General features: G+C 26.8%; 16 protein-coding genes. 14 read left to right on the top strand and 2 right to left on the bottom strand.

Going from position 1 to position 16,977, the window contains the following annotated elements; genetic code table 11:
* The first annotated feature begins 167 nt into the window (after positions 1-167).
* The 7 genes from ispD (at position 168) to alr (ending at position 7,659) form a co-directional block, all read left to right on the top strand.
* Complete coding sequence (gene ispD, locus IBJ83_RS06580) at positions 168-854, top strand: 2-C-methyl-D-erythritol 4-phosphate cytidylyltransferase (protein WP_201275850.1); 687 nt, start codon at positions 168-170, stop codon at positions 852-854.
* A gap of 1 nt (position 855) precedes the next feature.
* Positions 856-1,329, top strand: coding sequence for a 2-C-methyl-D-erythritol 2,4-cyclodiphosphate synthase (gene ispF / locus IBJ83_RS06585; protein WP_068472477.1), 474 nt, complete (start codon positions 856-858; stop codon positions 1,327-1,329).
* A 10-nt stretch (positions 1,330-1,339) separates the two neighbouring features.
* Positions 1,340-2,518, top strand: a complete 1,179-nt coding sequence (metK, locus tag IBJ83_RS06590) for a methionine adenosyltransferase (protein WP_201275851.1) — start codon at positions 1,340-1,342, stop codon at positions 2,516-2,518.
* A gap of 48 nt (positions 2,519-2,566) precedes the next feature.
* Positions 2,567-3,757 (top strand): MalY/PatB family protein, encoded by a 1,191-nt coding sequence (locus tag IBJ83_RS06595; protein WP_201275852.1) that lies wholly within the window; start codon positions 2,567-2,569, stop codon positions 3,755-3,757.
* 113 nt (positions 3,758-3,870) lie between these two features.
* A complete protein-coding gene (locus tag IBJ83_RS06600) occupies positions 3,871-5,250 on the top strand; it encodes a GTP pyrophosphokinase (protein ID WP_201275853.1) in 1,380 nt (459 codons plus the stop codon).
* On the top strand, positions 5,250-6,473 hold the full coding sequence (locus IBJ83_RS06605) for an NAD(P)H-hydrate dehydratase (protein WP_068472469.1): 1,224 nt from the start codon (positions 5,250-5,252) through the stop codon (positions 6,471-6,473). The genes IBJ83_RS06600 and IBJ83_RS06605 overlap by 1 nt, the downstream gene beginning before the upstream one ends.
* A 4-nt stretch (positions 6,474-6,477) precedes the next feature.
* Positions 6,478-7,659, top strand: coding sequence for an alanine racemase (alr, locus tag IBJ83_RS06610; RefSeq protein ID WP_068472467.1), 1,182 nt, complete (start codon positions 6,478-6,480; stop codon positions 7,657-7,659).
* Positions 7,660-7,701: 42 nt separating this feature from the next.
* On the opposite strand, the gene rodA is transcribed toward alr, so the two are convergent.
* On the bottom strand, positions 7,702-8,802 hold the full coding sequence (gene rodA, locus IBJ83_RS06615; RefSeq protein WP_068472465.1) for a rod shape-determining protein RodA: 1,101 nt from the start codon (positions 8,800-8,802) through the stop codon (positions 7,702-7,704).
* A 128-nt stretch (positions 8,803-8,930) separates the two neighbouring features.
* On the opposite strand from rodA, the gene IBJ83_RS06620 reads away from it, so the two are divergent.
* From IBJ83_RS06620 to IBJ83_RS06630, 3 genes are all read left to right on the top strand, one after another.
* Positions 8,931-9,329, top strand: coding sequence for an ATP-binding protein (locus IBJ83_RS06620; RefSeq protein WP_068472463.1), 399 nt, complete (start codon positions 8,931-8,933; stop codon positions 9,327-9,329).
* Between the two features lie 117 nt (positions 9,330-9,446).
* Complete coding sequence (gene floA / locus IBJ83_RS06625) at positions 9,447-10,400, top strand: flotillin-like protein FloA (protein ID WP_156435980.1); 954 nt, start codon at positions 9,447-9,449, stop codon at positions 10,398-10,400.
* A gap of 11 nt (positions 10,401-10,411) precedes the next feature.
* Positions 10,412-10,888: a hypothetical protein gene (locus tag IBJ83_RS06630; RefSeq protein ID WP_201275854.1), complete on the top strand. Its 477-nt coding sequence runs from the start codon at positions 10,412-10,414 to the stop codon at positions 10,886-10,888.
* Positions 10,889-10,935: 47 nt separating this feature from the next.
* Here the strand turns inward: IBJ83_RS06630 and IBJ83_RS06635 are convergent, their stop codons facing one another.
* A complete protein-coding gene (locus IBJ83_RS06635; RefSeq protein ID WP_201275855.1) occupies positions 10,936-11,577 on the bottom strand; it encodes a Crp/Fnr family transcriptional regulator in 642 nt (213 codons plus the stop codon).
* Between the two features lie 266 nt (positions 11,578-11,843).
* On the opposite strand from IBJ83_RS06635, the gene IBJ83_RS06640 reads away from it, so the two are divergent.
* The 4 genes from IBJ83_RS06640 to IBJ83_RS06655 all read left to right on the top strand — a co-directional run bounded on the left by IBJ83_RS06640 (position 11,844) and on the right by IBJ83_RS06655 (position 16,939).
* Entirely contained in the window at positions 11,844-12,491 is a 648-nt protein-coding gene (locus IBJ83_RS06640; RefSeq protein WP_068472455.1) for a redox-sensing transcriptional repressor Rex, read from the top strand.
* Positions 12,492-12,593: 102 nt separating this feature from the next.
* Complete coding sequence (locus tag IBJ83_RS06645) at positions 12,594-13,763, top strand: O-antigen ligase family protein (protein WP_231698895.1); 1,170 nt, start codon at positions 12,594-12,596, stop codon at positions 13,761-13,763.
* 11 nt (positions 13,764-13,774) lie between these two features.
* Positions 13,775-15,670 (top strand): ABC-F family ATP-binding cassette domain-containing protein, encoded by a 1,896-nt coding sequence (locus tag IBJ83_RS06650; protein ID WP_201275857.1) that lies wholly within the window; start codon positions 13,775-13,777, stop codon positions 15,668-15,670.
* 9 nt (positions 15,671-15,679) lie between these two features.
* Positions 15,680-16,939 (top strand): Glu/Leu/Phe/Val family dehydrogenase, encoded by a 1,260-nt coding sequence (locus IBJ83_RS06655; protein ID WP_201275858.1) that lies wholly within the window; start codon positions 15,680-15,682, stop codon positions 16,937-16,939.
* The last annotated feature ends 38 nt before the right edge of the window (positions 16,940-16,977 follow it).

Genomic DNA, 16,977 nt, shown 5'->3' on the forward strand with positions numbered 1-16,977 from the left:
CTATCCTAAAAAAATATTCAATTACAAAACGCCTAGAGAATTATTTTTATGTGGCTAATTTATTCTTGCAATTTAGTGTAAATAATAGTAAATTTACTTTACAAATTTTCACATAAAATATAGAAAATAAATTGTAAATGTGGTACAATATAGGTCGAGGTGAAATTATGGCAAAACGAATTTCTGTTATAATTACTGCTGCTGGGTCTTCTAGTAGAATGGGGATTTCTACAAATAAAATTTTTTTAGATTTATGTGGAATTTCTGTTATTGAAAGAACTATTAATGCTTTTGTCGATATACCTGAAGTGGTTGAGATTATTTTGGTAACTAAAAAAGAATTTTTTAAAGATTTTGAAAAAATTATTAATAAAATTTCTTTAGATATAAAATTGGTTGAGGGAGGTTCTTCAAGAGAAGAATCTACTTTTAACGGACTTTTAAATGTGTCTAATTTTTCAGATTTTGTATTGTGTCATGATGGGGCTAGACCTCTTATTAGTAAGAGTGTTATTTTAAATGTTATAAATGAGCTGAATGGTTACGATGCAGTTATAACTGGTGTTAGGTCTAAGGATACTATGAAATTCGTTTCTTATGAGTTAGAAGTTATTTCTACTCCGGATAGACGTTCTTTGTTTAATATTCAAACGCCACAGGCTTTTAGAAAAAATATTATTTTAGATGGATATAAAGAGTTTTTTAGTGAAAATTTTTTTGTTACAGATGATTCCTCAATAGTTGAAAACTTAGGTATTAAAGTAAAACTTGTAGAAGGTGAATATTCTAATATAAAGATTACAACTATGGAAGATGTTTTTTATGCAAGAGAATTGTTAGAAAGAGGTATTTAGTATGAGAATTGGACTTGGTTTTGATGTTCATGAATTGGTTACCGGAAGAGATTTGATAATTGGTGGAGTTAAAATAGAACATGAAAAAGGTCTTTTAGGTCATAGTGATGCTGATGTTTTAGTTCATGCCATAAATGACGCAATTATTGGTGCTTTATGTTTAGGAGATATTGGAAAGTTATTTCCGGATAACGACCCTAAATATAAAGATATAGATTCATTAATAATGACTAAAGAAGTTGTTAGGTTGATGAAAGAAAAAGGATATAAAATTGGTAATGTTGATAGCGTTATTTGTGCACAAAGACCTAAACTTGCCGGTTTTATTTTACAAATGAGAGAAAAAATTTCAACTGTTTTAGAAACAGATATTGAAAATGTAAGCATAAAGGCTACTACAACAGAACATTTAGGTTTTGAAGGTAGAGAAGAGGGAATTTCTTCTCACGCAGTTGTATTGCTTGAAAAAATTTAAGGAGGAAAAGATGAAAAAAGTTTTATTTACTTCTGAATCTGTAACTGAAGGTCATCCTGATAAGATTTGTGACCAAATTTCAGATGCGATTTTAGATGAGATATTAAAAGTTGACCCAGTAGCGAGAGTTGCTTGTGAAACTTTAACAACAACTGGGCTTGTTATGGTTGTTGGGGAAATAACGACTTCACAATATGTTGATATACAAAGTATAGTAAGAAATGTTTTAAAAGATATTGGTTATACTAGAGCTAAATTTGGCTTTGATGCATCAACTTGTTCAGTTTTAACAAGTATTAATGAACAATCTAAAGATATTGCTTTAGGTGTTGATAGTGCTTTGGAATATAAAAAAGGAAATGAAGATAAGTATAATTCTGTTGGTGCAGGAGACCAAGGTATGATGTTTGGATATGCTTGTACTGAAACAGATGAGTTTATGCCTTTAACTATTACTTTAGCTCATAATTTGACAAAGAGATTATCTTATGTTAGAAAAAATGATATATTGGGTTATTTAAGACCTGATGGAAAGAGTCAAGTTACTGTTGAATATATTGACGGAGTTCCTTCAAGGATAGAGGCTATTGTAGTTTCTACTCAACATAGTCCATCTGTTAAATCAGAACAAATAGAAGAAGATATTAAAAAATTTGTTATTGATGAAGTAATTCCTGAAGAATTAATTGATGAAAATACAAAGATTTATGTAAATCCTACAGGAAGATTTGAGATTGGTGGACCTATGGGAGATTCTGGTTTAACTGGAAGAAAGATTATTGTTGATACTTATGGTGGATTTGGAAGACATGGAGGAGGAGCTTTTTCAGGAAAGGATCCTACTAAAGTAGATAGATCTGGTGCATATATGGCAAGATATATTGCTAAGAATATTGTTGCAAGTGGACTTTGTGATAAATTAGAAATAGGTATTTCTTATGCTATTGGGGTAGCTAAGCCACTTTCTATTTATGTTGATACTTTTGGTACAGGCAAAGTTTCAGATGATAAAATAATTGAAATTGTAAATAAGGTATTCGATTTAAGACCTGCTGCAATTATTGATATTTTAGATTTGAGAAGACCTATATATCGTCAAATTGCTGCTTATGGACATTTTGGAAGAAATGAATTAGATTTACCATGGGAAAAGTTAGACAAGGTTGAGGAAATTAAAAATTTAATTTAGGTTATTATTAAAATAATAAGATATAAAAAATTTTTAGGAGATGTTATTATGGGTAGATGTTATGATTTTAATGAGTATGTAGACAGAAAAAATTCACATGCTGAAAAATGGAATAATATGGTTTCTGCTGGAGCACCAAAAAATGACCATTCAGTTTTATCTATGTCTATTGCTGATATGGAGTTTAAATGTTGTGATGAAATTTTAAATGCTTTAAAAGAACCTATTTCAAATGGAGTAATAGGATATGATTGTCCTTGTGAAAAGTTTTTTGAATCATTTATTAAATGGCAAAAAGAAAAAAATAATTGGGATATAAAAAAAGAATGGATAGTACCTGTTCCCGGAGTTGTTCCCGGAATAGCTAATACTATTTTGCGTAATACAAAAGAAGGAGATGCTATTATTATAAATACTCCTGTATATCCTCCTTTCTTTAATGCTATACATTTAAATAACAGAATTGTTGTTGAAAACAAATTAATTGAATTAGAAGATAAATACATTATTGACTTTGAAGATTTTGAAAAGAAAATTGTAGAAAATAATGTTAAATTAAGTATATTATGTAGTCCACATAATCCTGTTGGAAGAGTATGGACAAGAGAAGAACTACAAAGATATGGGGAAATTTGTAGAAAGCATAATGTATTAATGATTTCTGATGAGATTCATGGAGATTTAATATTAAAAGATTATAAACATATTCCAATTGCATCAATGAATGAAGATTTCTTATATAACACAGTTACTTTGACTGCACCAAGTAAAACTTTTAATGTTGCCGGTCTTGTACAATCTGTTGCTATAATTCCTAATGAAGAACTTAGAACTAAATTTATAACAGGTTTAGTTGGATATGGTATTTTCCATATGGCAAGTTTTGCTACTGTTGGTTTTACCGCTGCATATATGTATGGTAAAGAATGGTTTGAAGAATGTATGGAATATATTGAATCAAATATTGATTTTGCAATAGATTTTATAAATAGAGAAATACCAAAGGTTAAAGTAAAAAGACCACAAGCTAGTTTCTTATTATGGTTAGACCTTAGAGCTTTTGATATCGAACATGAACAGTTACACCAAAAACTTATCAATGAAGGTAAATTGTTATTAAATTCCGGAATGACTTATGGAGAAAATGGAAAGTTGTTCTTTAGAATGAATATAGCTTGTAACAGAGATATGCTTACTGATGGATTAAATAGACTTAAAAAAGTTATAGACAGCTTGTAATATAATTAAAGTTTGAAGACTGCCAATGCAGTCTTTTTTCTTTTGGATAAATTTTTTTGATTGTAAATCTTTTTAATCTATGGTAAAATATTTTTGTAATTGGAGGTGTTTTTTTGAAACTTGAAATTTTTGAATTTTTAGAAAAATCAATAGAACATATGGATAATAATATGGATTTTATTTCTAATTCATCTGAATCTTTGAAAAAATTTTTTAATGATATTTTTTTGAATTGTGATTTTTTTATAAATACAACAGCTAGAATAAAAACTGAAGATAGTATTAGGGAAAAATTGCTAAGAAATAACTATTATTATAGATTTTCTAATTATAAAGTTGCGATAGAAAATCTTCCTGATTTAATCGGTATTAGAGTTGAATGTCGATTTATTGATGATGAAAAAAAGATTTTTGACGTTATTTCTAAAAATTTTACTATTGAATTAGAAGATGGATTTTATAGAAGTGAGTTAAATTCTAATATAGAATTAAAACTTAGTGAAAAACAACCTATAATTCAAAAAAATGGATTTGAAATTTATAAAATCGATGGAAGATATGTAGTAGAGGGAGATTATTTTGTTAATTTTGAGTTGCAGATAAAATCTCTTGTAAATATATTCTGGGGAGAAATAGACCATAGTGTTTTATATAAAAATTTTAGTTATATGGTAACAGAGGACTTTATTCGCTCAATAATGTTTTCTATTAAGGCTAATTTAACTATGATAGACAATCAATTACAAAGCGTTTATAATCATTTGAAAAATGTAGAAAATAAGAGTAATTATGACTCATCAAAAATACATTTAAAGACGATTGTATCAAAAATGGTGCATGATTTATATTCTGTAAAAATAAAGGAAACTACAGGCTTTGTTGTAGATTTTAAAGACTGTGCAAATATTATTGTCGATTATATTTTTTCAAAGAATAAATTTCAAAATTCTATGCGATATGAAGATTATTTTGTTAGATTTTTAAATAGACTTAGTAGTGCTAATAGCAGAACTATTGTAATTGGAGAAACTTTTGAATTTTCAGACAAAATTGAATTTAAAAATGATTTATGTAAAAAATTCGGTACAGGTCTTTTAGAGTTAGTAAATAAAGATTTTAAGTGGAATTTAATTTTTTCTGTTATTCAAGATATAGATGAAGATGATTTTTGTGAAGAATTTATTTCTTTTTCTGAATTTATTGTATTTGCTGTTGTAAAAAGAGTAAGACGTGCAGTAGATGATTTAAATATTTCTTCAGAAGACAAGTCAAAATTGAAGTGGGATATATCTTATATAGTTATGGAATTTATTTGTAATTCTTATGCTCCAAATTTAATTACTTTTAAGAGTATGAAAGAAGTAGAAAATAAAATTAGAAATTTCTTAAAAAATATTGAGCAACCAGAAGAAATATTGGCTTTGGACTATGAAGGATTATACAATTCTTTAGAAAATAATTTTGTAAAAAAAGAAATGGACGAATTTGAATAATGATAGGTATAGATATTTGTAGTATTTCCAGATTTTCAAATATGAAAAATTTAGATAAATTTTTAGAAAAATATTTTACAATAAGAGAAATTGAGTATATTTCTAATACAGGATATAGAGATGAAACAATCGCCGGTATTTTTTCGTTAAAAGAGGCATTTGTAAAGGCAATAGGTACGGGTTTTGGTACAATTTTACCAATTGATGTGGAGGTTATACATAACTTTTCTGGAAAACCTGAATTAAATGTTTTTAATACCATTGAAAGCAAAATAGATGAAATTTCTTGTTCTGTTTCACATGATGGGGATTTTGCTATTGCTGTCGTTGATATAAAACTTTTTAAAGATAGTATAGCTTCTGAAAAATTTTTAGAATATAAAAATCTTATGATAAATAGAGATGAAAATGGACATAAAGGCACTTTTGGAAAAGTTGGAATAGTTGGTGGAAGTATCGGAATGTGTGGAAGTGTTGATTTGTGTGCTAAATCTGCACTTAGAACGGGAAGCGGACTTGTTTACAATATCTGTCCTAATTCTATTTCAAATATTTTACAAATAAAAGCTGTTGAAAATATTATTTTTCCTATAAATGATAATAATGAAGGACATTTTATTTTTGAAAATGTAAATGAAATAATTGAAAAAATAGAAAACTTAGATGCAATAGCTATTGGTTGTGGGCTGGGAAGAAGTATTGAAAATATAAAAATTTTAGAAACAATTATAAAAAATTTTCAAAAACCGATAGTTATAGATGCTGATGCTATTTTTTTCTTAAATGATATTGAAAAAGAAATTTTAAATAGAGAAAATATTATAATAACACCACACGAGGCTGAATTTTCAAGATTTTCAGGTTATGATTTAAGTTATATTAAGGATAATAGATTAGAATCTTTAATTAATTTTTATAAACAAGATTTAAAATATACTTTAGTTTTAAAGGGTAAAAATACAATAATAAAGTCAAAAGAAAATTGTATTATAAATAATACGGGAAATTGTGGAATGGCAACTGCAGGAAGTGGAGATTGCTTAACCGGAATTATTTTATCTTTGCTTGGTCAAGGCTTAGAAACTTTTAATTCTGCAAAGCTTGGAGTTTTTCTTCATGGCTTGGCAGGAGATTTTGCTAAAGATGAATTAGGAGAAGATTCTTTAATAGCATCAGATATTATTAAATTTTTACCAAAGGCTATTAAATATATTAGGGGGTAATATTATGTATGAAAATCAATCTTTGATTTTTGTCGATTTAGATAAATTAAAAAATAATTTTTTGAAAATAAAAGAAAAATGCAATGGAGCTAAAGTTGGAATAGTTTTAAAGGCAAATGCTTATGGACTTGGAGCTTGTACTGTTGCTGAATTTTTACAAAAACAAGGTGCAGATTATTTTTGTGTAGCAAATTTTTCAGAAGCTATGGAACTTAGGAAAAAGAAAATTAAATTACCTATTTTAATTTTAGGTTATGTTCCTAATGCTTTATTTGAAAAATTGATAAAAAATAATGTGGATTTAACTGTTTATAATATAGGAATGGTTAGAGAACTAAATGAAATAGCAGCAAAATGTAGAAAAAAATGTAAAATTCATATTAAAATAGACACCGGAATGAATAGATTAGGATTTTTAATTGATGATAAGTTAAGAGATTATTTAAAAGAAATTTATTCTATGAAACATATTATAGTTAAAGGAATGTTTTCACATTTATGCGTTTCTGATATTGATGATTTTTCATTTACAAAATTGCAAGTAGAAAGATTTGAAAAGGTTAAGTCAATTTTAGAAGAAGAAAATTTAAAAATGCCAATGTTACATATAGGAAATGACGGAGGAGTTTTACTTCACAATTATTATTATGATATGGTAAGAGTTGGAATTGGAATTTATGGACATTATCCTTCAGAATATGTAAAAGAAAATTCTAAAATAAAAATGGATACTGTTGTTAGTTTTGTAAGTACTGTAAGTAATATAAAGCACATTAAAAAAGGTGATACGGTTGGATACGGAAGAACTTTCTGTGCAGATAAGACTATTAAAGTTGCGACAATTTCTGTAGGTTATGCAGATGGTTATCCTTATGAGTTAAGTAATAAAGGATATGTTATGATAAATAATCAAAAAGCAAAGATTTTAGGAAAAGTTTGTATGGATCAAACTATGATAGATGTTTCTCATATTGATGATATAAAAATTGGAGATACAGTTTTACTTTATGGAGAATATAAAGATATGAAATTAGATATATTTGAAATTGCAAATATGGCAAATACAAATGTATATGATTTGATTTGTAGAATAAATATGAGAATACCTAGAGTATATATTGAAGACGAAAAAGTTGTAAGAGTTGTAGATTATCTATCAACAGAAAAAAATTACTATGAATTATAAGTAAAGCTCGGTTTGACCGAGCTTTTTTTATATAAACATTTATTACATAAAGTCTAATGGAGTTTTTTCACAAGAAATTGATAATACAATTCCCATTGCAATTAAATTTATTAATTGAAATGTTCCACCATAACTTAAAAATGGAAGTGGAATACCAGTTATAGGCATAAGCCCGATTGTCATTCCAATATTTTCAAAAATATGAGCTAAAAACATTGCACATATTCCTACGATTAAAAGTTGATTGAATTTATTTACTGTTTTTTTAGAAAGTTTAACAAATCTATAAAGCATAACAGTATAAAGTCCAATTAAAATTGTTCCACCTACAAATCCCATTTCTTCAACGAAAACAGGAAATATATAATCTGTTTGTTTTTCAGGAATAAAGTTAAATTGATTTTGAGGGCCTTTAAAGAGACCTCTACCGATAAATTTTCCGGAGCCCGCTGCAATTTTTCCTTGAACAGCTTGATAACCCGTACCTGTAACGTCACGTTCAGGGTGTAAGAAATTTAAAATTCTGTTTTTTTGATATGGAGATAGGCTTATATAAAAAATTGGAAGACTTGCTATTGTAGCAAATAATGTATAAACTACAAGTCTTAAGCTAATCCCTGCAACAAATAGCATTGAGCCTATTACTAACACAAACACAAATGCTGTTCCGAAATCAGGTTGTTTAAGAACAAGTGCAACAGGTAAAAATGCAAACACTAAAATTTTTAATAAAGTTTTTGGCTCATTTATTTTTGCACTATTTTTTTCTATCACTGTGGCTAAACAAATAATCATACCAAGTTTTACAAATTCAGACGGTTGAAAAGATATTGGACCGAATCTAATCCAACTTCTTGCTCCAACTGAATCACCTGTACCAATTATAAGGACTAAAATTAAAAGAAAAATTGAACCTATATAAATTGGTAAGTATAATCTCTTTAAAAATTTTATATCAATTGCAATAAGTATAAACATTAAGATAAAACCTAAAGCGGTTGCAACAATTTGAGAAATCATAAAATTTCTTTTTAAACTTATTGTTGCACTATATAAATTAACTAATCCTATTAATATGATTAAAACTAGCGAAATAAGTATAAATAAATCTATTTTAGCTAAATTTTTATTTTTAAAAAACATATAAATCACCTCATAGTGTATATTATATTAAAAAAATTCTAAATATGCAAATAAAAATTTTTTAAAAATTTGTTAATAATAATTTTTAATTGGGTATATAAATTATATTATAAAGTTAGGAGCAAAATATGGATTTTGAATATGCTAAAATTATTAAAAGTGATTTAAATGATATTGATGATGCAGTTTCTTTTGTTTTGAATAAATTGTCATCTGTTGTTAGAGATGAAGAGCTTATGTTTAATATTAGAATTGTTATAAATGAAATAGTTATAAATAGTTACGAACATGGAAATAAATGTAATAGAGAAAAGGGAATAAATTTAAAAGTTTGTGTAAATACAGATTGCATACATATAAATGTTAAAGATGAGGGAGACGGAATAAATTACATATTTAACGAAAATGGAGATATAAATATGACTACGTCAGGTCGTGGTCTTAGAATTGTTAAACATTTAGTTGATGAATTAGAAATAAATAACAATGAAGTTAGTGCAAAAATAAAATGTGATAATTTAGATTAAAAAGAAATTAATTTATGAAATTGATTTCTTTTTTTGCTATTGCACTTTTTAAAAAAAGTGATATAATGTAATTATACACGATAGTGTAAATAAAAAAGGGAGGTTTTAGTTATGAGAATGTTACCAAGAACTAATAGCTTAGTTGTACTTTTAGTAGTGGTTTTGGTGTTCGGGTTCTTTTATTTTGTTCCCGTAGGACTTTGGATTACTGCTTTATTCAGTGGGGTTAAAGTAAAAATTTCAAACCTTATTGGAATGAAACTTAGGAGGGTTAGAGCATCAAAAATTATTTACCCATTAATTAAAGCTACAAAGGCTAATGTTAATATTAACATTTCAGAATTAGAAGCACATTATCTAGCAGGAGGTAATGTAAATAATGTTGTTGATGCTTTGATTGCTGCTCAAAAGGCAAATATAGAATTGACTTTTGAAATGGCAACAGCTATTGACCTTGCTGGACGTGATGTGTTAGAAGCTGTTCAAGTCAGCGTAAATCCTAAAGTTATTAATACTCCAAAGATTGCTGCAGTTGCTATGAATGGTATTGAAGTAATAGTTATGGCAAAAGTTACTGTTAGAGCTGATATTTCAAGACTTATTGGTGGTGCTGGAGAAGAAACTATTATAGCGAGAGTTGGAGAAGGTATTGTTACTACTGTAGGTAGTGCTGAAAGACATAGCCTAGTTCTTGAAAATCCGGATGCTATTTCAGAAACTGTTTTGAAAAAAGGTCTAGATTTAGGAACTGCTTTTGAAATTTTATCTATTGATATTGCCGATGTAGATATTGGTAGAAATATTGGAGCGCAATTACAAGCTGACCAAGCCGAAGCTGATAAGAAGATAGCACAAGCTAAGGCAGAAGAAAGACGTGCAATGGCTGTTGCTGTTGAACAAGAAAACAAAGCTAAGATTGAAGAAATGAAAGCTAAAGTTGTTGAATCAGAAAGTAAGATTCCTCTTGCTATTGCAAAAGCATTTGAAGATGGAAATATTTCTGTACTGGATTATGAAAAATTAAAAAATTTAAAATCTGATACTAAAATGAGAGAATCATTAGCAGAATAGGGGTGTTTCCTATGAGTAAAAATTCAGGTTTTTTATCTTTTATTGATGAATTAAAGTCTGAGCTTAATGATATAAAAACACAGTTGAATGAAGAACATGAAAGTTATAACGGAAATGTTTTAAGGGCATCAACTAAACCTAAGAATAAAAAAAATCAAAATAAGAGTAAAAAAAATAATTATAAACAAAAATCTTATGGAAGTTTTGAAAGTTCTGAAGGTAAGAGTATTATGACTTCTTCTATGGAGGGTCAAGGCTTAGAAGGTCATTCTATTGAAGGAAATAGCATGATGACAGAGTCTATGGAAGGACGAAGTCAAATGTATAGTTCTCATAAAATGGAGAATACTAATTCAATAAAAGAAAGTCATAATTTAGAAAAATTAATTAAGAAAAAAAATGACAAATTAGGCTTAAAGGATAGAGAAAATCTTTTAAGAGCAGTGGTTTATTCGGAAATTATCGGTAAACCAAAATCATTGAAATAATTTTAAAAGGAGGTGTTAGCCTCCTTTTTTCGTATATCAAGAATTATTTATAGTAATTTAAATTTATTTTTTTCAAAGTCAATTATGCCTTCTTTTTTTAATTTGCTAAGCTCTCTGGATAGATTACTTCTATCGAGTGCAAGATAGTCTGCCATCTCATTTCGATTTAAATTTATTTCGATTTTATTATCTGGTGATAATATTTTTTTTTGATTTGAAAGATATTCTAAAATTTTTTCTCTAGTTGTTCTTTTTGATAATATTTGTAATTTTTTATTTAAGATTAAATTTTTTGTCGCTATTATATTTAGTAAATTATTTAAAATTTTAGAATATTGATTTGATTTTGATAGACTTTTATATTCAATCCATAAAATGGAAGAATTTGTAAGTGAAATTACTTCATGGGGAATATTTATTTCTAATGCAACTAAAGCCTCTGCAAATGTTACTCCTTTTTCAAAAACATTTAGTATATTTCTATTTCCAAAATGGTCAAAATTTGAAATAGCTATTTTTCCTTCAGTAATTATTCCAAAATATTCTAATTTTATATTTTCATTTAATATTAAATCATTTTTTTTGTATTCTTTTTCGTAAAATGATATTACAGAAAAAGTTTCTATTATTTCATCTATTGAAAAATCTTTAAATATTGGATTGTCTTTTATTACTTCAAAATTATTCAAAGTGATTTCCTCCTAAATTTTATTAACTATATTTTAGAACTTTTTTTTACATTTTTCAAGATATTTTGTTTAAATTTAGTTAAAAAGTATTTATTATGATTAGTATAGAGTGATAAACTTTAATGAAATTAGTGATACATTGTAAAAAACATTGTAAAAAATATTGCAATAAAATTAGATTAGTGTTATAATACTTAAAACAGATAGTTGTTTTTAAGATTACATATTTAAGGATTAATTAAAAACATAGTGGTAGGAGGGTTATTATGTTAGACGAGAAAGTTTCTGTTGCGGTTATAAAACGTTTGCCTAAGTATTACAGATATCTTGAATTGATAGGGGATAAAGGTATTATAAGAGTGTCTTCTCAAGAACTAAGTAAAATAACTGGTTTGACTGCATCACAAATAAGACAAGATTTAAATCATTTTGGTGCTTTTGGACAACAAGGTTATGGTTATAATGTTGAAGAGCTAAAAATTGAATTGGAAAAAATTATGGGTGTTGATAAACCATACAATGTAGTTATTATTGGTTTTGGAAATATAGGTAGTGCATTATTAAATTATAGTGGATTTAGAAAAAAAGGATTTAAGGTTGTAGGAATTTTTGATAATTCTCCTGAAATCATTGGAAGTAAACATAATGATGTAGTTGTAAAAGATATTTCTGAAATGGAAGAAGTTGTTACTAGAGAAAAAGTAGATATTGCAATTCTAGCTATACCTGCAAGACCTGCTCAAGAAATTACAGATAAATTAGTTGCATGTGGTATAAAGGGTATTTGGAACTTTGCACCTATTGACTTAAAATTACCAAAGAGCGTTGTTCTTGAAAATGTTCATTTAGATGGAAGTTTATTGACTCTAACTTATTATATGAATAGTTTAAAAGATTATCCTGGTGTTAGATAATTATTTGATAAAACTCTTTTTTAAGAGTTTTATTTTTTTTGTTTTTATGCTATAATTGAAATAAGTTTTATCAAAAAATGTCTTATGAAAGGCTTTAAATATATGAATTATATTAATGAAATTTTAGAAAAATATGAGTTAAATATTGATGAACTTTTAATTTTAATTGTTTCATTTACGGTTTTTTTACCTTTTTATTTTTTAGTTTTTTCATTTAACGCTTTATTTTTCTATTTGTTAGTTAGTGGGAAAATTATTCCTGTTATAAAAGAAACTCCTTATGTTAAAAATATTTTAGCATTTTTGAGTCTTACAATATTTATATCAATATTAAAACACAATTTATATGGCATAGGCGTTTCAATTATTTTGTTTGAATTTTCTATGTTTTTTATGTATTATAGAACGATTATAAACAGAAAATTATTTTCAAGGATTATAAATTTATATATGATTGTATCGATTTTTTGTTTTATCTTGACGATTTTTTCTGTTTTGTATAATAAGTTCAGTATGCATTTAAAAATGTATGAATTTATTGAATATATGTCTTTACATAGACCTATATCATCTTTTTTCAATACAAATTACTATGCAACAATATGTGAATTTATAATTATAATAGCTATGTACTACTTTTTATCGAATAAAAATAAAAAGAGTAGATTATACTTTTTGTGTGTAAGTACACTTGCTTTTATAGTTTTATTTTTAACTGAAAATAGAACAGCACTACCAACTATACTTATAGCTACGTTGGTGCTTTCTTTGACTAAAAACAATAAGAAAGTATTTGCTTTTCTTGGTGTTTTTACGATTATTATATTGATACTTATGGTTTTTTCAAATAGGGTATTTCCAAGATATGAATTTATAGGAAATTCACTTGGAACAAGAAAAAAAATATGGGAAAATGCAATTGAATTATTTAAACAAACTTTTTTATTTGGTAGTGGGCCTATGGCTTATCAAAATGCAATGTGGGTAACTCACCCTGCAAATCATGCACATAATATTGTCCTCGATTTGCTTATAAATTTTGGTATTGTAGGGATAGCTATAATATTTCCATTTTTCTTTGGATTATGTAAAAAAGTTTACAGTATAAGAAGAAGAAATTTATTTAGACTTATAATTTCCTTAACTTGTGTAGTTATTTTACATGGAATGTTAGATGTAACAATTCTTTGGCATCAAACTGCATATATATATTTTAGTGTTTTACTTGCAGTTGGAAAGGTTGGCACTTTTGAGTCTAAATTCATTTTCTAAAAGGGTGTATTATGATTATTTTAAGTGTTAATGGCTTGACTAAGTCATTTATAGATGAAAATATATTAGAAAATTTAACTTTTTCTATCTCGGATCGAGATAAGGTTGGAATTGTTGGAGATAATGGAAGTGGAAAGACTACTTTATTTAATCTTTTAACAAAAGAATTATCTTTTGATAGTGGAGAAATAAATTTTTCAAAAAATGTAAATTTTTCTATTTTGCATCAAAATGTTTCATATACTAGTGAAAATAATGTGTATGATGAATGTTTAGAAGTCTTTGAAGATATTATTTCACTCGAAAACGAGCTTAGAGAATTAGAAATTGAAATGGGAAATAAAAATTTAAGTGATGATGAAATGCACAAACTTTTTGATATATATGAAAATAGAAGACGTTATTTTGAAGAAAATGATGGATACTCATATAATTCAAAAGTTAGAGGCGTTTTACTCGGTCTTGGTTTTTTAGAAACAGAATTTTCAAAATCTGTTAATAATTTAAGTGGTGGGCAGAAAAGTAGATTACATTTAGCAAAAATTTTACTAAAATCGTCAAATTTAATTTTACTTGATGAACCGACCAACCATTTAGATATGGAGTCAATTCAATTCTTAGAAAGTTATCTTCGAGATTATAAGGGGAGCTGTCTTGTTATTTCTCATGACAGATACTTTTTAAATTCTGTTTGTAATAGGATTTTTTCAATAGAAAATAAGAAATTAAAAACTTTTGACTGTGGATATGATGAGTTTATTTATAGACGAGAAAGAGAACTTGAAGTAAATAAGCATCTTTATGAAAAACAACAAAAAGAAATTTCAAGACAAAAAGAAATTATTCAAAGATTTGAAAATTATGGAAATAATAGATTTATAAAACAAGCCAGTTCAAGAAGAAAAATGCTTGAAAAAATGGATTTGATTGAAAATCCTGAAATTTATAAAAATTCAATGAAATTAAAACTTGTTCCTGAGGTTGAATCCGGAAAAGATGTTTTGACAATTTCTGATTTATCAATGGGATTTAACGAAAAGATTTTGTTTGAAGATATAAACTTAAATGTCTATAAAGGAGATAAGATTGGACTTGTTGGCAAAAATGGAGTTGGAAAGACAACTCTATTTAAAATAATTTGTCAAAAATTAGAGGGAATTAAAGGAAGTTGCAATCTTGGTGCAAGAGTTTCTTTAGGCTATTATGACCAAGAGCAAAAGACTTTGAATAATCAAAATTCTATTATGGACGAATTTTGGGATTCATACCCGAAGATGAATAATTTTGATGTTAGAAGTTATCTTGCAAAATTTAATTTTGTAGGCGAAGATATTTTTAAAAATGTTGGAGAATTAAGTGGTGGAGAAAGAGCAAGGCTTGAGCTTTTAAAACTTATGTTGTCTAAATCCAATTTTTTACTTTTAGATGAGCCTACAAACCATTTAGATATTGAAAGTAAAGAAGTTTTAGAAAAAGCAATTTCTGATTATTCAGGTACCGTTCTTACAATTTCTCACGATAGATATTTTTTAAATAAGGTTGTAAATAAAATTTGGTATTTGGAAGATAATAAAATTACCGAATTTTACGGAAATTATGATTATTTTTTAGAAAAGCTAAATGAAAAAGATGAGCCTGAAGAAAAAATAATTTCTAAAACGGAGCTTGAAAAAGAAAAGAAGAAAAAAAGAGAAAAAGAAAAAGAAGAAAGAGCAAATAAGCAAAAATTAAAGGATATTGAAAATAAAATTTTTGAAATTGAAGATAAAATTGAAAGTTTAAATAAAGATATTCAAAATCCTGAAATTTTTAATGATAAAGATAAATTCTTAAAAGTTGGTGAAGATTTATCTAAGTTGATAAAAGAAAAGGAAAATTTATATTTAGAATGGGAAAATTATTTATAGGAGAATTGTATGCATAATGTTAATCCGTTAGAAAATGTTCAAAAGATTTTGAAAAAATCTTGTGAAATCTTAAATTTAGATGATAGTTTATATGAACTTTTAAAAGAGCCTGAAAGAACGATAGAAATAAATATTCCGGTTAAAATGGATAATGGAAAAGTTAGCGTATTTAAAGGCTATCGTTCACAACATTGTGATGTTATGGGTCCATATAAAGGTGGGATTAGATTTCATCAAAATGTAAATGTTGATGAAGTTAAAGCTCTATCTATTTGGATGAGTTTAAAATGTTCTGCTACACATTTACCTTTTGGTGGTGGAAAAGGTGGAATAATTGTAAATGTAAATGAATTATCGGAAAGTGAACTTGAAAGACTTTCAAGAGGATATGTAAAAGAGATTTACAAATATATTGGAGACAGATTCGATATTCCTGCACCTGATGTAAATACAAATGAAAAAATTATGGCTTGGATGTTGGACGAATACATAAAGCTAACCGGAAATAATACTCTTGCAACATTTACCGGAAAAGCACTTGAATTTGGAGGTTCACATGGAAGAAAAGAGGCAACCGGAGTTGGTGTTGCAGTAATGACAAGAGAGGCTTTGAATAAATTAGGTATTGATATAAAAGAGTCAAGAATTGCAATTCAAGGTTTTGGAAATGTCGGCTCAAATACTGCTAAACATTTAGAAAGAATGGGTGGGAATATTTTATCTATTTCAGAGTATGATAATGAAAAAGGCGTTTATACGATTTATAATGAAAAAGGATTTAATATTTCAGAATTAATTTCTCATTTTGAGAAATATAAAACATTAATCAACTTTGAAGGAGCAAAACTTATTTCAATCGACCAATTTTATTCATTAGATGTTGATGTAATAATTCCATGCGCGTTGGAAAATTCTATTACAGAAGAAGAGGCAAATAAAATAAGAGCTAAACTGATAGTTGAGGGAGCAAATGGACCCGTTGATTATTTTGCCGATAGAATTTTGAAACAAAAAAATGTAGTTGTAATTCCTGATATATTAGCAAACTCAGGTGGAGTAATTGCATCATATCTTGAATGGATACAAAATATTTCAGGCATTGATATGACAGAAGATGATGTTTTAAACAAAGTTGAATATAAAATGTTATTAGCATATAACGAAATAATGAAAATAAAAAATGAATATGACGTAACGACAAGACTTGCATCTTACATTTATTCAGTATTAAGACTATATAAAATATTAAAACTAAGATCAAGAATTTAGAAAAATGTTTAATAATAAAAGAGTAGTAAGAAAATTAT

This window comes from Parvimonas parva (genome assembly GCF_016552165.1).
Taxonomy (GTDB): Bacteria; Bacillota; Clostridia; order Tissierellales; family Peptoniphilaceae; genus Parvimonas; species Parvimonas parva.

Coding starts and splice junctions, on each gene's coding strand:
- ispD (WP_201275850.1), top strand. CDS start 168: ATGGCAAAACGAATTTCTGTTATAATTACTGCTGCTGGGTCTTCTAGT.
- ispF (WP_068472477.1), top strand. CDS start 856: ATGAGAATTGGACTTGGTTTTGATGTTCATGAATTGGTTACCGGAAGA.
- metK (WP_201275851.1), top strand. CDS start 1,340: ATGAAAAAAGTTTTATTTACTTCTGAATCTGTAACTGAAGGTCATCCT.
- IBJ83_RS06595 (WP_201275852.1), top strand. CDS start 2,567: ATGGGTAGATGTTATGATTTTAATGAGTATGTAGACAGAAAAAATTCA.
- IBJ83_RS06605 (WP_068472469.1), top strand. CDS start 5,250: ATGATAGGTATAGATATTTGTAGTATTTCCAGATTTTCAAATATGAAA.
- alr (WP_068472467.1), top strand. CDS start 6,478: ATGTATGAAAATCAATCTTTGATTTTTGTCGATTTAGATAAATTAAAA.
- rodA (WP_068472465.1), bottom strand. CDS start 8,802: ATGTTTTTTAAAAATAAAAATTTAGCTAAAATAGATTTATTTATACTT.
- IBJ83_RS06620 (WP_068472463.1), top strand. CDS start 8,931: ATGGATTTTGAATATGCTAAAATTATTAAAAGTGATTTAAATGATATT.
- floA (WP_156435980.1), top strand. CDS start 9,447: ATGTTACCAAGAACTAATAGCTTAGTTGTACTTTTAGTAGTGGTTTTG.
- IBJ83_RS06630 (WP_201275854.1), top strand. CDS start 10,412: ATGAGTAAAAATTCAGGTTTTTTATCTTTTATTGATGAATTAAAGTCT.
- IBJ83_RS06640 (WP_068472455.1), top strand. CDS start 11,844: ATGTTAGACGAGAAAGTTTCTGTTGCGGTTATAAAACGTTTGCCTAAG.
- IBJ83_RS06645 (WP_231698895.1), top strand. CDS start 12,594: ATGAATTATATTAATGAAATTTTAGAAAAATATGAGTTAAATATTGAT.
- IBJ83_RS06650 (WP_201275857.1), top strand. CDS start 13,775: ATGATTATTTTAAGTGTTAATGGCTTGACTAAGTCATTTATAGATGAA.
- IBJ83_RS06655 (WP_201275858.1), top strand. CDS start 15,680: ATGCATAATGTTAATCCGTTAGAAAATGTTCAAAAGATTTTGAAAAAA.